14 protein-coding genes are annotated in these 17815 nt (G+C 45.2%); 12 read left to right on the top strand and 2 right to left on the bottom strand.

Going from position 1 to position 17815, the window contains the following annotated elements; translation table 11 throughout:
- Window positions 1-256: 256 nt before the first annotated feature.
- The gene (locus ABDW33_RS25845) at window positions 257-1279 is read right to left on the bottom strand and encodes a quinone-dependent dihydroorotate dehydrogenase (RefSeq protein ID WP_343693000.1); all 1023 of its coding nucleotides are present in this window, start codon (window positions 1277-1279) and stop codon (window positions 257-259) included.
- 134 nt (window positions 1280-1413) lie between these two features.
- Between ABDW33_RS25845 and ABDW33_RS25840 the strand changes: the two genes are divergently transcribed.
- The 4 genes from ABDW33_RS25840 to ABDW33_RS25825 all read left to right on the top strand — a co-directional run bounded on the left by ABDW33_RS25840 (window position 1414) and on the right by ABDW33_RS25825 (window position 6622).
- The gene (locus ABDW33_RS25840; protein ID WP_343692999.1) at window positions 1414-1923 is read left to right on the top strand and encodes an RNA polymerase sigma-70 factor; all 510 of its coding nucleotides are present in this window, start codon (window positions 1414-1416) and stop codon (window positions 1921-1923) included.
- 225 nt (window positions 1924-2148) lie between these two features.
- On the top strand, window positions 2149-3105 hold the full coding sequence (locus tag ABDW33_RS25835) for a FecR domain-containing protein (RefSeq protein WP_343692998.1): 957 nt from the start codon (window positions 2149-2151) through the stop codon (window positions 3103-3105).
- Window positions 3106-3150: 45 nt separating this feature from the next.
- A complete protein-coding gene (locus tag ABDW33_RS25830; RefSeq protein WP_343692997.1) occupies window positions 3151-5757 on the top strand; it encodes a carboxypeptidase-like regulatory domain-containing protein in 2607 nt (868 codons plus the stop codon).
- A 4-nt stretch (window positions 5758-5761) separates the two neighbouring features.
- Complete coding sequence (locus ABDW33_RS25825) at window positions 5762-6622, top strand: DUF4249 domain-containing protein (protein ID WP_343692996.1); 861 nt, start codon at window positions 5762-5764, stop codon at window positions 6620-6622.
- Window positions 6623-6627: 5 nt separating this feature from the next.
- Here ABDW33_RS25825 and ABDW33_RS25820 read toward each other — a convergent pair whose 3' ends face one another.
- Window positions 6628-6879 carry a hypothetical protein gene (locus ABDW33_RS25820; protein WP_343692995.1) on the bottom strand — a complete coding sequence of 84 codons (252 nt, stop codon included), beginning with the start codon at window positions 6877-6879 and terminating at the stop codon, window positions 6628-6630.
- 1209 nt (window positions 6880-8088) lie between these two features.
- Here ABDW33_RS25820 and ABDW33_RS25815 point away from each other — a divergent pair.
- The 8 genes from ABDW33_RS25815 to ABDW33_RS25780 all read left to right on the top strand — a co-directional run bounded on the left by ABDW33_RS25815 (window position 8089) and on the right by ABDW33_RS25780 (window position 17724).
- Window positions 8089-8904 carry an ABC transporter substrate-binding protein gene (locus tag ABDW33_RS25815; protein ID WP_343692994.1) on the top strand — a complete coding sequence of 272 codons (816 nt, stop codon included), beginning with the start codon at window positions 8089-8091 and terminating at the stop codon, window positions 8902-8904.
- 100 nt (window positions 8905-9004) lie between these two features.
- Window positions 9005-10060, top strand: a complete 1056-nt coding sequence (locus tag ABDW33_RS25810) for an iron ABC transporter permease (RefSeq protein WP_343692993.1) — start codon at window positions 9005-9007, stop codon at window positions 10058-10060.
- Entirely contained in the window at window positions 10057-10905 is an 849-nt protein-coding gene (locus ABDW33_RS25805) for an ATP-binding cassette domain-containing protein (RefSeq protein WP_343692992.1), read from the top strand. Before ABDW33_RS25810 ends, ABDW33_RS25805 begins: the two co-directional genes overlap by 4 nt.
- 4 nt (window positions 10906-10909) lie before the next feature.
- The gene (locus ABDW33_RS25800; protein ID WP_343692991.1) at window positions 10910-11944 is read left to right on the top strand and encodes a ChuX/HutX family heme-like substrate-binding protein; all 1035 of its coding nucleotides are present in this window, start codon (window positions 10910-10912) and stop codon (window positions 11942-11944) included.
- A gap of 252 nt (window positions 11945-12196) precedes the next feature.
- Window positions 12197-12514: a DUF6686 family protein gene (locus ABDW33_RS25795; protein ID WP_343692990.1), complete on the top strand. Its 318-nt coding sequence runs from the start codon at window positions 12197-12199 to the stop codon at window positions 12512-12514.
- 245 nt (window positions 12515-12759) lie between these two features.
- A complete protein-coding gene (locus ABDW33_RS25790; RefSeq protein ID WP_343692989.1) occupies window positions 12760-14820 on the top strand; it encodes a TonB-dependent receptor in 2061 nt (686 codons plus the stop codon).
- A 180-nt stretch (window positions 14821-15000) separates the two neighbouring features.
- Window positions 15001-16017 carry an HmuY family protein gene (locus ABDW33_RS25785; RefSeq protein ID WP_343692988.1) on the top strand — a complete coding sequence of 339 codons (1017 nt, stop codon included), beginning with the start codon at window positions 15001-15003 and terminating at the stop codon, window positions 16015-16017.
- 213 nt (window positions 16018-16230) lie between these two features.
- Window positions 16231-17724 carry a S41 family peptidase gene (locus ABDW33_RS25780; protein ID WP_343692987.1) on the top strand — a complete coding sequence of 498 codons (1494 nt, stop codon included), beginning with the start codon at window positions 16231-16233 and terminating at the stop codon, window positions 17722-17724.
- Window positions 17725-17815 lie beyond the last annotated feature (91 nt).

The following is a 17815-nucleotide window of genomic DNA, read 5'->3' as shown; positions in this document are numbered from 1 at the left end:
TGGAGTTGATACCTTATTATAGTTGGGCGAATAGGGGAGAGGGGGAGATGAGTGTGTGGTTTTTGGTGAGGGTGAAAGTTTTGAGTTTGAGGTGATAATTTTGGGGATTGGATTAATATGGGTATTCTTCAATTTTTAAAAAATGGGTTAAGAATTGAAGAATATCTTTTTTTTAGTAAAAATACAACTGAAAATAAGGAAGGCTGTTCTGACAAGAACAGCCTTCCTTATTTTAAATAACTTTCAGCAACGCCCACTATTTCAACCCGTCACAAATTTTCTTTGCTATCGCTGGTCCTTCATAGATAAACCCTGTATACACCTGCACCAAACTCGCGCCCGCATCCAATTTCTCCTGTGCATCTGCTGCCGTAAAAATCCCGCCTACCGCAATAATCGGAATACTACCTTTTGTTTTTTGTGAAATATACCTGATCACCGCTGTCGCCTTGTCCTTTACAGGCAACCCACTTAAGCCACCTGCACCAATCGCTTCTACTTCACTTTGTGGTGTTACCAATCCTTCCCTGCTAATGGTTGTATTGGTGGCAACCAGCCCTGCCAGTTTGGTTTCTGTAACGATCTCTATAATGTCGTCCAGCTGACTATCGGTCAGATCTGGTGCTATCTTTAACAAGATTGGTTTGGGCTTTGCTTTTTGCTCATTCAGCATTTGCAAATGATGCAATAATTGTTTCAAGGGCTCCTTTTCCTGCAAAGCACGGAGATTAGGGGTATTCGGTGAGCTTACATTCACTACAAAATAATCCACCACATCAAAAAGCGCCTGGAAACACTTCTCATAATCATTGATCGCTTCCTCATTAGGTGTCATCTTGTTCTTCCCGATGTTGCCCCCGATAATGATATCCGACTTCCGCTTTTGCAGGCGTTTTGCAGCAGGTACGGCCCCGCCATTGTTAAATCCCATCCTGTTGATCAGCGCCTTATCTGCAGGCAAACGGAATAAACGCGGCTGGTCATTACCCGGCTGTGCCACGGGGGTCACGGTACCAATCTCCACAAAGCCAAATCCCAGGCTGGCCAATTCATCGGTATACTTCGCATCCTTGTCAAAACCGGCGGCGAGGCCTACGGGATTTTTGAAGGTCAGGCCCCATAAAGTCCGTTCCAGCCCGGTCTTTTTAGGCATACAAAATGAATGGAGGAGCTGCTTACCCATTGGTACGCCATGCAATATCTGCAGGCCTTTCATTACCTGATAGTGGATTTTTTCCGGCGGAAAACGGAAAAACACCTTTTTGATTAAATTATACATGCGGCACAAAGATAATGTTAAACCAGAAAAGCAAAAGAGAGATCCTCGTCATTTCCATGTTGTCACAGCGAAACTTTTATTATCTATAATTGCATTGATCTTCATTTCGGAATACTATTTTTGTAACCGATATCATGCTAGACCGCCAAACATTTGAAGCCATTTTTAAGGAGTACCATGCCCAGTGCGTGGCTTTTGCCGTGCATTATACCGGTGATGTGCACAACGGGGAAGAGGTGGTACAGCAGGTTTTTCTCAAGCTTTGGGAGAAACGGGCGCAGGTAGATATTACCGGCATGGTGAAATCTTATCTCTTTGCGGCGATCCGGAATACGGCGATCAGCAACTGGCGGAAAGATACTGTCAGGGCTGAAAAAGAGCAGGCTTCAGGGTATGAATTGTCCCCATCTGTGACGGCTTCGCAGGCGTGGGAGCTGGAAAAACTATACCACCAGGCGCTGGAGAAACTGCCTGAAAGGTGCCAGGAAGTGTTTAGACTAAGCAGGCAGCAGCAGTTGAAATATGCGGAAATAGCGGTACTGATGAATATCTCGGTGAAGACTGTCGAAAATCAAATGGGGAAAGCACTGAAACATATGCACAAAGAGTTGAAGGATTATTTGGGGATGTTCCTGGTGATATAGCACGGGGAGATAGCCGTTTGATTTTGTGGATATTTGGGAATGTTCCTGGTGCTATAGCAGGGGGAGATAGCCCTTTCATTTTGTGGATAAATGCCAGTTTTAAGGACCTATATTATAATTTTTTCCTTCCAATAGGGGACTTTTCCTCCCACGGGCGTCTTTTATCCAACCGGCCGTATTTATTTTTGCCCGGCAAATCTGTAAATCTACAAACTGTACATGACTATGCTTACACCAGATGAGGCATTATATGCCCTCCTATGCAAGTATCTGCTGAAAGAAGCAGACAGCAACGAGCAGCAATGGGTGAATACCTGGCTTCAGGCGAGTCCTGAACACCCGGTATTGCTCGCTTCTCTGGATAGATTGTTGCGTACAGCGCCTGAACAGGCCGTTCCAGGGGCGATGGATACGGAAATGGCGTGGAGACTGCTGAGTAGCAGGATAGTGGAAAGGGATGCTACATTTGATGGGCCAGCGGGTGCATCCTTAAAAAGCTACACCCGCTGGTTGGCGGCAGCCTCCATCCTCCTATTGCTTGGTATCGGTACCTGGTACCTTACCCATCAAAACGAAAGGCAAATCAACTATAGCGGCGCCCAGCTGGTTAAACTGGATGATGGCACCAGTATCCAGCTGGATACCGCCGCAACATTGCAGGTACTTCCTGGTTTTGGGCAAAAGAACCGGAAAGTTATCCTGACAGGAAAAGCGGAATTTGATGTAACTACGAACGCTGCCCATCCGTTTATTATAGATCTGGGTGGCCAGGCGATTACCGTATTAGGCACCCGGTTCAGTGTAGATAACAGGCGGCAGTTGCGTGTCTTTATTCATTCCGGGAAAATTAAACTTAGCAGAAAGCATGATAGTGTAATTTTGTCTGCCGGTATGTTGCTGGAAGAAGACACCAGCAGGCAGCATTACCAGGTAGGGGCACATATTACGGATGTGGCCACCCATGCTGTGGTGTTTAAGGATACCCCTTTGCGCGAAGTGCTGCAGACCATCCATGTGCTGTATCATGTAAATGTAACTGCTGATGTGGCATTGCTGGAATTGCCGGTTACAGCGACTTATACAGGGGAACCCCTGGAGCGTGTTTTGGAAGCCATCGCATATTTGTCGAATGCAAACGTCATCAATAAAGGTGCAGATTATGAGTTGAGGAAGCAGGAATAACTATTTCAATCAGAAAGGCGAACGCCATTTTTTTTAATTCATATTATGTCATTGCTCGGAAGAATGCTGCTGGGAATGTTGCTCATTCCCCTGCAGGTGTTAGGCTGGGACTGGCATACCCGGATCACTGTCACAGTAGATAATCAGCCGCTCTCCGTTATTTGCGGACAACTGGAAACCCAGTACGGCATACATTTCTCTTATAGCAGGGAAATCGTAGACCTTTCCCGCCGGGTAACAGTCAACTTGCAGAATAAGCCCCTGAAGAGAGTCCTTGACGAACTCTTTTCTCCGTTTGATATTCGCTTTGCCCGCATCGGCGAACAAATCGTCCTTACTGTAAAAAAAACGTCCACTATCACTATCAGTGGCTATGTGCAGGATGTGCGTAATGGAGAACGACTCATTGGTGCCACCATTTATTCCCCCAGTCAACAGGCTGGTGCTACCACGAACCAGTTCGGTTTTTTCAGTCTCACGATCGCCAAAGATACCGGTTGCCTGTGGGTAAGTTATATCGGTTATCAACCGCAACGACTTCCTGCCACAGCTAAGCCGTTTACGATTGTTGGGTTACAGCCTGCCAACAGTCTGAAGGAATTTACAGTGGCTGATACCGCACAATCACAGCGGCAGATGAGTGCGCTGCATATTTCGCCGGCGGATGTAAAGGCTATGCCGCGGTTACTGGGGGAGTCCGATGTGATGCGGACGATTGCTACGCTGCCCGGTGTTTCAGGGGGCGTAGACGGTGGTACGGTGACCAGCGTAAGAGGTGGCGGCTCTGATCAGAACCTGGTATTGCTGGATGGTTCGCCGGTTTTTAATGCCTCGCATCTCTTTGGATTATTCTCTGTGTTCAATCCGGACATTGTGAAAAGTGCTGACTTTTATAAAGGTGGATTTCCTGCGCGTTATGCGGGCCGGCTTTCTTCGGTGATTGATATTTCTACGAAGGATGGAGATATGAAAAGGTATCATGGAGAGGCTTCTGCGGGTGTGATAGCCATGCGTATGATGGTGGAGGGGCCTATTAAAAAAGATAAGACTTCCTTTGTGGTTTCTGCACGCAGATCGATCCTGGAACCTCTCCTGACCAATATTAATGAAGAAATTCAAAAGCAACAAGGTACAAAAGTCAACCTCGCCTTTTATGATGTAAACCTGAAGATCAATCACATCTTTTCACCGACGGACCGCCTGTACATCAGTAGTTATATGGGCAATGATAAAATCGGCCTCACGCTGCAGAATAATGCTGACAGTACTGCTGCCAATCCTTTCAAGGAGAATACGGTGACTCGGTTGAATTGGGGGAATCATACCAGTGCGGTGAGATGGAACCATGTTTTTAATCCGAAGTTGTTTGTCAATACAACTTTGAATTTTTCACAGTATTATTTCAACATTGATTACAATTATTACTACGAACCTAGCAAGAGCAACGATTCTATTCATTTGTACGGGAAGTACTATTCAATGGTGAAGGACCTGATGTTGCGAACGGATATAGAATTCATCCCGAATCCGAAACATATTTTCAAATTTGGTGCCGGCGGAATTGTTCACAGATTCAATCCAGGTGTATCCGCATTCCAGGATTATTCGCAGTCAAAGACCTTGTTGGACACGTCTTATAACCAGGCGACTTCTACAGGTGGGGAACTGTTGTTGTATGGTGAGGATGATTGGAGAGTGAGTGATGCCTTGCGGGTAAATATCGGTTTGCATGGTTCCGGATTCCTTGTAAAGGGAAAGTTTTTTTCTTCTTTGCAGCCGCGTGTGCAGGCAAGGTACCAGTTGCCGCATCGCTGGACACTGATGTTGGCGTATACACATATGAACCAGTACCTGCATGTGCTGAGTGAGACCAATGCCAGTTTGCCAATGGACCTGTGGGTACCTTCTACCAAAAAGGTAGGGCCGATGTTCTCCAGGCAATTTACGGTAGGTGTTAATAAAATGCTGAAGGAACAACGGTATGCGCTCTCACTGGAAGCTTATTACAAGAGCATGAAAAATGTAATTGAGTACAAAGATAATAGCAAGATCTTCAATTCGGCGAGTAAAGATTGGGATGATTATGTAGAGACGGGAACGGGAACAAGTTATGGTGGTGAGGTAATGCTGGAGAAGCGAAAGGGAAAGCTGAGAGGCTGGATAGGTTATACACTTTCATGGGCGTACAGGCAGTTTCCGAATGTAAATAAGGGGGCATCGTATCCGTATAATTATGACGGACGACATGATATAAAAGTAATGTTGATACAGCAGGTGGGTAAACGGTGGGAACTGGCGGCCAACTGGCACTTCAATTCCGGGCTGCCTTTGACATTGCCGGTAGCGAGTTATGAAGGTGTTTCTGATCCTTCCCCTTATGAAGGAGGAGGCAATTACCCGGTGTTGGACCAGTTGAGTAACAGGAATGAATATAGAACGCGTGTGATCCATAGATTGGATCTGAGTGCTACCCATACAAAGAAGAAGCCCTGGGGTAGCAGGAGCTGGACAATCAGTTTGTTTAATGCATATAACCAGGCGAATCCGTTTTTGTATTCCATCGTGACGGATAAGCAGAATCAGAAAAGGTACCTGCAGGAGATCAGTATTTTACCGATACTACCGAGTGTAACGTTTTCTATTAAATTTTAACGCTATGAAGCAACTCCTGATCTTTCTTACTATACTAACGACCTTCTCCTGTGTAAAGGAATCGCGCATTGAAATACCTTATGCCGGGGATAAAATCGTGTTGAACAGCCTGCTTCAGCCAGACAGCCTGATCTATATTCGTGTAACCAGTAGTAAGCGGGTAACGGAATACGAGTTTGATCCCCTGGATTCCGCTACAGTCGTGCTGGAAGAAGACGGCATAGTACTCCCTGCACCCATTTACAAGCTTATAAATGGGTATGGGTATTATGTATCACAGTCAACAGCAAAAACGGGCAGCCATTATTCCATTCGTGTAGCAAATGGTGGTTTTACATCGGTCAGTGCAGCAGACAGCACGCCAACCCGCCCCCTCATCAGCGATGCGTATGCACAGCATGCGCTCAACAGGGTAAGGTTTACCATGCATGAAAATGGCAACACTACTGATTACTACCGCCTGCGCATCTTTAATGCCAGGGAAGTGAATGGTCGGTGGGTGATTAACAGTGCAGATACTATTCATTTCAGGTTGGATCCCGCCTTAAATAATGATTTGCCTGATATGATCACCAATGATTACAAGCGTGAATACATCATGACTGATGCAAATTTCAATGGCAAAACCATACAGTTTGTACTACAAACCCAGAAGGAAGTCAACAGTTCACATATGATTATAGAATTAAGTGCATTGACTCCTGAAGCCTGGCGGTACCTGCGGTCTACTTCCTCTCAGCGATTGAGTGAAAGTGATTCGCAAAACTTTTCCCTGGATCCGGAAAACGCGTATTCCAATGTAGAAAACGGCTATGGCATTGTTGCTGGCATTAATGCGGCAAGGCTTCTGTTTACAGTAGATTAACTCCGTTACTTTTCAATCTGGTACTTCGAGACGATTTCGTTTAATCGGCACGATAGTTTTACACATTCTGAAATAATGGTACTATCCAGTTCGGTGTACCCGGCTGATTCCAATTCGTACAATTGAGGATAGAGTGAAGCCAGTAGACGTTTAGCAGCAGCAATCAATCCATCCTGTAGATTGACGATTTGTATTTGTTCGCGCATAGTATTCTGGTAGTGCGGCGACAGTGGATTTAATGTTTCTTCCCAATCCATGGGCTTAAGTTTTTCCGGTGACAGGTAATAAAATAGTAAAACACGCGATAGGTGGGTTTGGTTTAACGATTGCATAAATTGAGTAGTTGTTTTTTTATAGTTATTTATTTACGGGATAAATTGGAGTGATGATTATAATTATGTGTGAAAAGTGTAGGGTGTACAAGTTGTTGATATTCTTAAGCTTGTGTACGTGTAAATGCATTCGGAATGTATTGTAGCAGGTGTAAGTACGATAAATATATGATATGAAAAACTGGTACTGATGTGAGAGGTATCAATCCTGGAAAATGTTTCAAAGCAAAGACAGGAATTTCGAGCTGATACATGGAAAAGCAGGTTCAAACAATGATTACGCCGGACGCAAGCATATTGGAAGGGTGCAGCAATTTACTTACGTAATTCAAAAAAGAATAAGAAGACATTCAAAAGCAATAAAAAGACAATTTCAAAACGAATAAAAAGAAGTTTTGGTCGTGAAATGTGCGCTAACACTCATGAAAAATGAGTTGGTGATTCAACGCTAATTTTAGTACGCCTGAAAATAAATGGGTATCAAAATAAAAAGGGCACTGTGAGAAGTGCCCTTTTTATTTAATATTTATGAGGTATGTACTCATTTTCCACTCTTCCATCTGTCTACAAGGGAAGGCGTTACACCCAGGATCGGATAATGTGACATCATCAATACAGGGTATTTTTCGCGAGCCCATTCGATTCTTTTTCTAACCATGTGAATTGTTCCGCCTCAAGTGAGATATTTTCATTATTCCCATCGGGGATAATAAAATGCCATCCGCGTTTTGAAAAACTGCAATAACGTGCAAGGATATTTTATACAGATCATTTCTCATTATCATTTTTCTTTTTGCGTAAAGATTGTCATAAATTTTCCCGATTCGATTAGCCGCTTACATTTCTATGACATAGATTTGCATCACTCTAATACTCCGCCGCACATCATCAACCTATCTGGTATAATCTCCGCATACCATTCAGGCTGGTTGATAACAATAATTTTTGACTCGACTTACCGTCAGGGGGATATAAATATCCTCATGGATTTTCTATGTCCTGACGGTATTAAGCATACTAAAGAAACCTTGCCGGAGCATGGCGGAGTAAAGTGCTCCCGGTGAGCGATGGTTGGCCCGCAACCCGGGTAAGGGTCAACCATTTTTTTTCCTGTCAATTTATTTCAAAGATTTTATGAACCGTTTGATCGTCCTGACGGCTACCTTACTGGTGGCCATGCATACTTTTGCCCAGCAGAGAATAGTTTCTCTGAATGGTGCTGTTACTGAGATTGTTGTTGCATTGGGTTTTGAAAAAAATATAGTGGGTGTGGATGTCACCAGTACTTATCCTGCCAGTATGCAACAGGTTGCTAAGGTGGGCCACAATAGGAATATTTCTGCTGAACCAGTACTGGCACTGAACCCGGATATAATCCTGGGAACTGATAATTTTTTACAGCCGGCTGTGATAACGCAGTTTAAGCAGGTAGGTGTTAAGACACAGCTATTCAAACAGGAATTTTCTGTTGAAGGTACGAAGCGGCTGATCACTGAAGTGGCTGCGGCGCTGCAGGTGCCGGCTAAAGGGGCTGCGCTTGTTCAGCAAATAGAGCGGGAGCAGGCGGCATTGAAGATACCGCGAACGAATAAGAGAGTCCTTTTTATATATGCACGAGGGGCGGGTACGATGTTGGTAGCGGGTACGGGCACGCCTACGGAGAAAATGATCCTGCTGGCGGGTGCGCAGAATGCGGCGGTTGGTTTCAGTGATTTTAAGCCTTTGACACCGGAGGCGTTGGTGACGGCTAATCCGGATATTATTCTACTGTTTGATGATGGGTTGAAGAGTATAGGAGGTGTTGAAGGGTTGTTGAAAGTGCAGGGAGTGCAGCAGACAACTGCAGGTAAGAACAGGAAGGTGGTGGTGATGGATGGTGCATTGTTGACTGGTTTTGGGCCGAGGGTAATAATGGCGGTGAAGGAGTTGGCTGGCAAACTGAATAGTTAGCGTCGTGTTTTTATGGTTGATAAAATAAAGTGGGTGTTGATGAGGTGAAGTAGCTGACAAAGTACAGTCGCTAACAAACATTGGCAAATGATGATAAATAATGAGTAAGATTTTCAGGCGTATTTCTGCCATCGGTGGTTTAAGTATACTGTTGGTGTTGGTCATCCTTATTGCGACGGGTACGGGGGCGATGCATATATCGCCGATGCAGGTATTGGCGATTTTGCTGCATAAAGTGAAGATTGATCTGCCTGTTTTGTATGAAGCGAATATGGAAGGTGTGTTGTGGATGATCCGCTTGCCGCGTGTGATGCTGGGGGTGCTGATTGGTGCCGGATTAGGTGTGGCAGGGGCTTCGCTGCAGGGGCTGTTTCGCAATCCATTGGCTGATCCGGGGTTAATTGGTATTAGTTCCGGTGCGGCTATGGCTGCTGTGGTGATGATCATTCTACAAAGTTCATTGCCCATTTTTCAATCTGTTCCTTTATTGAGTTTTTATGCGCTCAATTTTGCTGCTTTTGCCGGGGCTGTCCTTACAACGTTCTTTATTTTCAGCGTAGCGCGGAGTGGCGGGCAGGCTGTGATATCTACGATGTTGCTGGCAGGTATTGCTGTGAGGGCGTTGTGTGAATCAGTGACGGGGCTGATGACGTATGTAGCGAATAATGAGCAGTTGCGTAGTATCACTTTTTGGTCGTTGGGTAGTTTGGGCGGTGCGAGTTGGACGACGGTGATGGGGGTGACTCCTTTTATATTGCTACCAGTGATCTTATTGCCGCGGTTAGCGCCTGCTATTAATCTGTTAGCATTAGGAGAAAGAGAGGCGATGCATAGTGGTGTGCGCGTTGACCGGTTAAAAGTGCAGCTGGTGACACTGGCTACCATGGCAGTGGCAGCGGGTGTGGCGGTGGCGGGTATCATAGGGTTTATCGGATTGATTGTTCCGCATATTGTGAGGCAGTTTACAGGACCGGATTACAGGGTATTAATCCCGGCAGCGGCATTGTCCGGCGCGGTATTATTGACAATTGCTGATTTGCTGTGCCGTACCATTATTGCGCCTGCGGAATTGCCGGTAGGGATCATCACGGCTGTGATCGGGGCACCATTTTTTATCTGGCTGATTATAAAAGAGAAAAGGGCTATACTGGCATGATGTTGCAGACTGAAAACATATCACTCACGCTCGGAAAGATATCTATCCTCAAAGATGTTAGCTTCCATGCAGCCGCAGGAGAGCTTTGTGTAGTCATGGGCGCCAATGGTGCCGGAAAATCCACGCTGTTAAAAGTAATTGCCGGTGAATACCGGGCTTATAAGGGAGAGGTGAGGATTGCGGGGCAGGAGTTGCGAACAATGCCTGTGGCACGACAAGCGACTACCCGGGCTGTATTGTCACAGCAAGTCGTGTTAAACCAGGCTTTTTCAGTGTATGATGTGGCGGCAATGGGGCGGTATGTATATAACCGGCATTTATCTACAGCTGATAGAGAAATCATACAATGTGCGTTGCAAACCATGCAGGTCTATGATCTTAAAGACAGGCCTTATCCCACGTTGTCCGGAGGGCAAAAGCAAAGAGTGCAGCTGGCGAGAGTATTGGCACAATTGCTGGAGGCACCGGGATTGCAGGAGCTGGATTATACGGGTAAGAAAATGTTACTCCTCGATGAACCGGTAACAGGAATGGATATATTGCATGAGCAGCTGGCGTTACAATTAGCGACAACACTTTCTGCTGTCGGTGTATTGGTGATAGCCGTGTTGCATGATTTTCAGCTGGCCGCTGCTTTTGCACATCGCATTATCATTTTAAAAAACGGTGCATTGTATACACAGGGATCTGTGGACGACGTGTTTACTGCTGCACATATCAAAAATAGTTTTGGGGTAGATGTGGATATCCTATCGCATCCCCAATGTAATTATCCGCTGGTGGTTACCGCCGCTACCGCTGGTTTATTTCGATCACCTGCCGGGAAGGCATTAAATGTTTTTTAAGAAAATGAATGAAATTGTTACACCTACGTTGAAAGACCAATGGGTCGCGTTTAGATCTCAAAATCCTGCTATACGCATCCGTGATGCGGCTAAACAACTGGAAGTAAGTGAAGGCGAAATAGTGGCAGCCTGCACAGGTTCGGCTGTACAGCACCTGAAGGCGGCATTCCAGGCTTTTATAGAAGGGATGCCTGCATTGGGTAAGGTGATGGTGCTGACCCGTAATGAACATTGTGTGATAGAAAAGAAGGGGGTGTTTGAGCAGGTAGATGCTATTGGCAGACAAGTAGGTACGGTGTTAGGAAAAGATATTGACCTGCGTATGTTCTTTGGTCGCTGGCAATTTGGTTTTGCGGTAGCAGATGATGTTGTTACCGGGTTCAAGCGTTCTTTCCAGTTCTTTGACGGGCAGGGGCATGCGATTATGAAGATTTATGCGCTTGATCAGACAGATATCGAAGCATGGGATATACTGGCGGCTGAATTTGTGGCGGAGGAACAGCCGTTGGATATTGTTGTTGCACCTGCTCCGGCAGCAACGGAGTATGCCAATGATAGTGTGGATAAAGCGGCATTCCTGGAAGGATGGGCTGGCTTGCAGGATACGCATGATTTCTTCCCTTTGCTGAAGAAACATAAAGTATCAAGAACGTATGCGTTGGAAATAGGAGCGGGAAAGTTTACCAGGAAGATGAGTAAGGAGTGTGTGAAGACGCTTTTGGAAAAGGCGGCGGCGAGTGGGCTGGAGATCATGGCGTTTGTAGGGAATGCGGGAAATATTGAGATCCATACCGGGAAAGTGGAGAAGATAGTGGAGATCCCGGGATGGATAAATGTGATGGATCCTGACTTTAATCTACATCTGAAGACGGATGGCATTGCACAGACCTGGGCAGTGGAGAAGCCGGGTGTAGATGGTGTGGTGACGTCGGTGGAAGTATTTGATGCAGCAGGGGAGATGATCGTGCAGTTTTTTGGGAAGCGGAAGCCCGGTAGTCCTGAGCTGGAAGCGTGGAGAACGCTTGTTGCAGCATTATAGATAGCAAAATATCCTGTATCATTTTTAGCAATGCCTCCTGACAGTATCTCATCTTTCAGGGGGCATTTCATCTTTTTATACAGGTTGTTTTTATTTCAGCAGTTTTTGCCATTGCCACTTTTTAAAGTCAATGTAGTTTTTCCCGTTTGGGTAAATCCTTTTCCCGAATTGATCCTTGCTCCTTCTTCATCCCCCTTATTTTTGCCAGGTGTTAATATCCTACGCTACCCTATTTTTAAAACAAGATAATATATGTGTGACATCAGGACTTTATGTATAAAGAATGCGGCGCAGATCAGCCATTGTACCCATTGTCAAACCGTATTCGTGTGGCACAATAATTTGTTACTCAATTTTTCCCCCCGGGATTTCCAGTTCTTCCGCGAAACGATGCACCGGCAGGAATTTGTTGATTGTTGTATGGTCTTCCCGGATGGTGAAGAAAGGGTGATCATTCACGCCCCATGCAATGATATTAGTTTTACGTTCACCCAGGAAGAATTCAATGATCTCAGGGATGCTATTGATGAGGCATTGCTGCTACAGCAGGTGTATGAATTGATACGTTAAAGTTTCCCTATTGCGTAAATCAATTTCCTGATCAGATTACCTGAAGCGAAGATTGTTGATGATCTTTGCTCCACAATTTTACTCCGCCAATGTACTGTATTGTGTAACTGTTTTTTCTCCGCAACAGCTTACATAATATTTATTGTTTTCCGGTTTACGGACTGATGTCTTTTTTCTCCTGTCTGCACTTGTTCGCGCCGAATGCAGACCAGGGAAAGTGTCTCTATTGCAATCAAAAAATACTTATGAAGTATAGGATAATTCTATTAGCCCTGCTATTCGCATGTTCGTACGAATGTGAGGCACAGATGAAGCAGGGAATTGATTCCGTGCAGTTGAATGATGTGGTAGTGACCGGGCAGTACACTCCGCAATCATTGAAGCATTCTGTGTACCAGGTAAGGACCATCACGGCAGATTATATTAAGATGCGGGGTGCTACCAATATATTGGGTGTGCTTGATAATCAGCTGGGCATCCGTTTTTCCAATGATAATACATTGGGTGAGACGGATGTGGAGCTCATGGGAATGGCGGGTGCTGAAGTAAAGATCTTACTGGACGGGGTACCCTTAGCAGATCGTGGCAGTAATCGTCAGAGTCTTACACAGGTTGATGTGCATAGTATTGAGCGGATTGAGATTGTCGAAGGGCCAATGTCTGTAGTGTATGGCACTGATGCTTTGGCTGGTGTGATCAATATCATTACCAAAAAGTATAATGGAGATAAGCAGTTGTCGGTGACAGCAAGTGTGCAGGAGGAAACGGTTGGTAAAGAGTATGCTGCATTGAATGGCAAGGGGCAACACAATGGATCATTAGGATGGCGATGGAGTGATCATGGGTATTTTGCAAGTGCTGGTATTACACGTAATGCGTTCGGAGGATGGAGTGATACGCTGACTGGCAGGGCGAAAGCATGGCATCCGAAGGATCAGCTCATGACATATGGTACGATCGGCATTGATCGCAAACATGTGAAGGCCTGGTATCGGCTCGATTATCTTGATGAAGACCTTGCGGCTAAAGGTGATATTAATTATGACAATGGTAAGGCGACAGATGCACATTATCTCACGAAGAGATATACGCACCAGTTAAAGGCCATGTGGCAGGTGAATGATGAGCTGAGTGTTAATGGTGCTTTGTCTTACCAGGATTATGACAGGCATACGCGTACAACAATTAAGGATTTTACTACTGGTACCGAGACTTTATCTACGGCTTCCGGTGCACAGGATGTGACAAAATATAATGCTGTGTTTTTCAGGAGTACGGCACAGTATCACTTATCTTCTCTTTTGTCTTTTCAGCCGGGTATTGAGTATAGCCGCGATGCCTCTTCCGGGCAGCGCATAGCAGGTACGCCCGACATTACTAACTATTCCCTTTTTGCTTCCGCTGAATTAAAACCTGTACAGGGGATCAATATCCGACCTGGCGTTCGTTTTAGTAAGAATTCTATTTACGATGCGCCTCCGGTGATCCCCTCTTTGAATTTAAAATTTGCATTGTCAAAGACACTGGATCTGCGTTTGTCGTATGCACGGGGTTTCAGGGCGCCGGCATTACGTGAGTTGTATTTCAACTTCTTTGATGCGAGTCATGCTATTAAAGGGAATACGAACCTGAAGGCGGAGTACTCAAATAGTTTTACCGGATCGCTGAGCTGGCAGGTAATTCAGTCAGGTGCTGTGCAATTGAATGTGACGGTGACGGGGTTTTATAATGATTTTGATAACATGATTGACAATGCGTATGTAGCGAATAGTGATACGATGACTTATGTGAATATCAGCAAGTTCAAGACAAGAGGTGGCACCTGGATGGGTAAGATCACATGGAGCAACCTGGAGGTGAGTGCCGGGATGTCTTATATAGGGCGATATAATAAATTCTCTGATGATGATACTTATAAGGCCGCGGATCCTACGCCGGCTTTTATGTGGACGCCGGAGGTGAACGGGAATATTACATATCAACTGCGGAAGATTGGAACGACATTGAATGTGTCGTATAAGTATAATGGGGTGCGGCCGACGTATGAGTCAGCGACTGCTACGGATGGTACGGCTTACCTGCACCAGGTGAAAGCGTCGGGTTATCATATGGCTGATTTTACGGTGATGAAATCGCTGACTAAGCAATTCAATATGAATGGGGGTGTGCGGAATATATTCGATGTGACGAATATTCATAATAGTACGGTGAATAGTGGTGTGGCGCATAGTGCCGGCTCACAGTTGCCGATGTGGTATGGGCGGAGTTATTTCCTGGGAGTGAATTTTACGTGGAGCAGGAAATAGGATGGGAAAGAATGTGCGCAGGTTTTGACTGGATAAACAGCGGAGCATCCATGTAAATAGACAACTGAAACTGTAATAACATAATGTTCTAATAGCAATAAGATGATTCGTTTTGATATATCAATAGAAGAGGAAATAATTCAATTGCACAAAAAATACAATTCAAAAATTAAAAACTCTATGAAATTTAGCAGACTTTTACTCATGCTTGCGGTTGTTACTACTGGTTTATTCAATGCATGTAGTAAAGATGATGATGCCAAGGTTGTGATTCCTCCTTCAGAGGGATCCAGGTTAACTTTAAATGGTGGTGGTGGTACCGGCTCACCTAATACAGTGTATGTAGATATGAGTACTGATTCGGCTACTGCTGTAAAGCGTCTGAGCTGGTCACTGGGTTTTTATAACGGAAGTGCTTACAGGGTTATTTTGAATGGGTTTAGTGGTATGAGTGCGAAAGTGACTGCGAAGACAGATATTACTGCGGTTACCACTGCGGATGCCAGTGGTGTAAGTATGGCTATAGGCCAGGGGCAGGGTACACTGAGTATGATTGACGATGTGTATGGTGATCTGAATGCAACTGTTATCGCGGAAGTATCTGCAACAGCGGATGCCAACTATGTATACCTGGTGAAGGCAGAAGATGGTACTACAGATCCGGCCACCTGGTATAAGGTGAAAGTGACACGTAATGGTACGACAGGGTATACCCTGCAATATGCTTTGTTGGGTGCTGCTACCGTGAATACGGTTACTATCAACAGGAATAGCAGCTATAACTTTACCTTCTTTTCATTTGCTACCAATGCGGTTGTGAGTGTAGAGCCAAAGAAAGTGGAATGGGATTTTGCATGGTCATATGCGGCGTATTATACGGCTACAATTCCTTATTTTTTCTCTGATTTTGTGGTGATTAACCAGTATGCCGGTGTAGCGGCTGCAAAAGTGGATTCTACAGTAGTGGGATATGCGAGCTTTACGAAGAAGGATACGGCTTCGCTGACTTTTTCAGCTAAGAGGGATGCGATCGGCAGTAGCTGGCGATCTACCAGTACGGGTATCTATAAGCAGTATTATTACATCGTGAGGGATCCGGCCGGGAATTATTATAAGCTGAAGTTTGTGAGTATGGGAATTAATGATGGTGGGGAAAGAGGGTATCCTGTTGTTGAGTATGCGTTGATTCAACAGTAGGGATAGCGTTTGGTAAGGGGAATGCCTGCCGGGTAAATACCAATATGTCGAAATCAGGATTTAATAATTTAATCATTTAAAAAGATAGCACGACAACGAAGCTGCTGCCCCATAGGGCAGCAGCTTCGCTGTTTTTAAGTAATGTCTGTACCCTTCGGGTAAAAAGATCAAAACTGTTGTTTTTTTTGTAAATTCCCTATAAAATCCATACTGGTGAAACAAACCCTTTTTATTGCACTCCTATCCTGTGCCACTGTTTTCGTCGCCTGTCGCAAGGACCACGACACTGATACCGATACGCCTGTATCTCCAACAGAAGGCACCCGGGAGCAATTCACACTTGACTCTATATACCTTTATGCGAAGCAAATCTACCTCTGGTACGATGCTTTGCCTGATTACAATACTTTCAATCCCCGCCAGTATGCGACCGGTAGCAGTGTATTGACCAATTATGAAAGGGAGTTATACGCCATTACCCAGTTAAAGACCAATCCAGGTACGGGGTATTCATACGAGTACTCTGGTTATGCAGGTACCCCAAAATATTCATTTATAGATGATGGCTCCCTGACAGGGGCACGTCTTGGTACCGTATCACTCGCTGATAAGGGGGATGATCTGGGTCTTAGCATCAGTATTGGTGCAGATGTGCGGATCCGGTATGTGAACCCGGGCTCTTCAGCTGCGCTGGCAGGTTTGCAAAGGGGTTTCCGGGTTACACAGGTCAATGGTATTGCGGTATCTACATCCAGCAGTTCTTATATTCAATCTGCTCTAAACGGTAGTAACATGTCTATGACGGTGGTAGACAACAATGGCATTACCAGCACAGTCAATCTAACCAAGACGAAATATACGACTAACCCTGTATGGAAAGATGCTGTTCTGACAGCGGGTTCGCAAAAAGTAGGTTATTTGGCTTATAGCCGCTTCTCTATGCTGTCCAGCTCGCAGGCACCGCTGGAGGCTGCTTTCAATATTTTTGCTTCGCAGGGTGTGACCGCACTCATCATTGATCTGCGCTATAATGGAGGGGGTTATACACAAACGGCAGAAGAGCTGATCAACCTCATTGCCCCTTCGACACTGAAGGATAAAACGATGTATATCGAATACTTCAATGACCTGATGCAGAACGGGAAAGCGCCTATCTTAAAACAACAGCTTTACCTGGATGCAAACGGGCATACGGTGGATTATAACGGGCATAAGGCGACTTATGCAGACCTGGATTACTCTATAGGTGGTAATACCTATAAGTTCAGTAAAGTAGGGACTCTGAACACCGTCAAACAGGTGGTTTTCATTGTCAGCGGCAATACAGCATCTGCGAGTGAACTGGTGATTAACAGCCTGAAACCGCATCTGGCCGTGAAATTAGTAGGCAGTCAAACTTACGGAAAACCCGTTGGTTTCTTTGGGGTTAAAATTGATGCTTATACAGTGTATATGTCTAATTTTTATATGCAGAATGCGAATGGGGACGGCAATTACTTCCAGGGCATGACGCCGGATATTGCTGCGAGTGACGATGTAACGCATGACTTCGGGGATGCGAATGAGAATTGTATTGCAGCTGCATTGAATTATATCTCTGGTCATCCATCGGGTAAAGTGGGGGGTGCAAAAGTTGAAACACCGCTCATACACCTGGGGCCGCCATCTTTCTCCGGTATGATTGAGGATAGAATGCACACAAAGTAGCAGGACCGCCTACTTAATTTTTCCTGATCGCGTAGTATCTTTTCCCGATCCGATCAGTCTACAATTGAGAGCAGGCGTACTTTTGTGAAGC

Origin of the sequence: Chitinophaga sp. (assembly GCF_039596155.1) — a bacterium.
Classification (GTDB): domain Bacteria; phylum Bacteroidota; class Bacteroidia; order Chitinophagales; family Chitinophagaceae; genus Chitinophaga.
Note: the sequence above shows the minus strand (reverse complement) of the source record. Positions and strands in the feature narration are given on the sequence as shown.

What these genes read in the sequence shown, in the direction of transcription:
- ABDW33_RS25795 (WP_343692990.1), top strand. Translation starts at nt 12,197, where the DNA reads ATGTGTGACATCAGGACTTTATGTATAAAGAATGCGGCGCAGATCAGC.
- ABDW33_RS25825 (WP_343692996.1), top strand. Translation starts at nt 5,762, where the DNA reads ATGAAGCAACTCCTGATCTTTCTTACTATACTAACGACCTTCTCCTGT.
- ABDW33_RS25845 (WP_343693000.1), bottom strand. Translation starts at nt 1,279, where the DNA reads ATGTATAATTTAATCAAAAAGGTGTTTTTCCGTTTTCCGCCGGAAAAA.
- ABDW33_RS25790 (WP_343692989.1), top strand. Translation starts at nt 12,760, where the DNA reads ATGAAGTATAGGATAATTCTATTAGCCCTGCTATTCGCATGTTCGTAC.
- ABDW33_RS25820 (WP_343692995.1), bottom strand. Translation starts at nt 6,879, where the DNA reads ATGGATTGGGAAGAAACATTAAATCCACTGTCGCCGCACTACCAGAAT.
- ABDW33_RS25835 (WP_343692998.1), top strand. Translation starts at nt 2,149, where the DNA reads ATGCTTACACCAGATGAGGCATTATATGCCCTCCTATGCAAGTATCTG.
- ABDW33_RS25815 (WP_343692994.1), top strand. Translation starts at nt 8,089, where the DNA reads ATGAACCGTTTGATCGTCCTGACGGCTACCTTACTGGTGGCCATGCAT.
- ABDW33_RS25810 (WP_343692993.1), top strand. Translation starts at nt 9,005, where the DNA reads ATGAGTAAGATTTTCAGGCGTATTTCTGCCATCGGTGGTTTAAGTATA.
- ABDW33_RS25805 (WP_343692992.1), top strand. Translation starts at nt 10,057, where the DNA reads ATGATGTTGCAGACTGAAAACATATCACTCACGCTCGGAAAGATATCT.
- ABDW33_RS25785 (WP_343692988.1), top strand. Translation starts at nt 15,001, where the DNA reads ATGAAATTTAGCAGACTTTTACTCATGCTTGCGGTTGTTACTACTGGT.
- ABDW33_RS25840 (WP_343692999.1), top strand. Translation starts at nt 1,414, where the DNA reads ATGCTAGACCGCCAAACATTTGAAGCCATTTTTAAGGAGTACCATGCC.
- ABDW33_RS25830 (WP_343692997.1), top strand. Translation starts at nt 3,151, where the DNA reads ATGTCATTGCTCGGAAGAATGCTGCTGGGAATGTTGCTCATTCCCCTG.
- ABDW33_RS25800 (WP_343692991.1), top strand. Translation starts at nt 10,910, where the DNA reads ATGAATGAAATTGTTACACCTACGTTGAAAGACCAATGGGTCGCGTTT.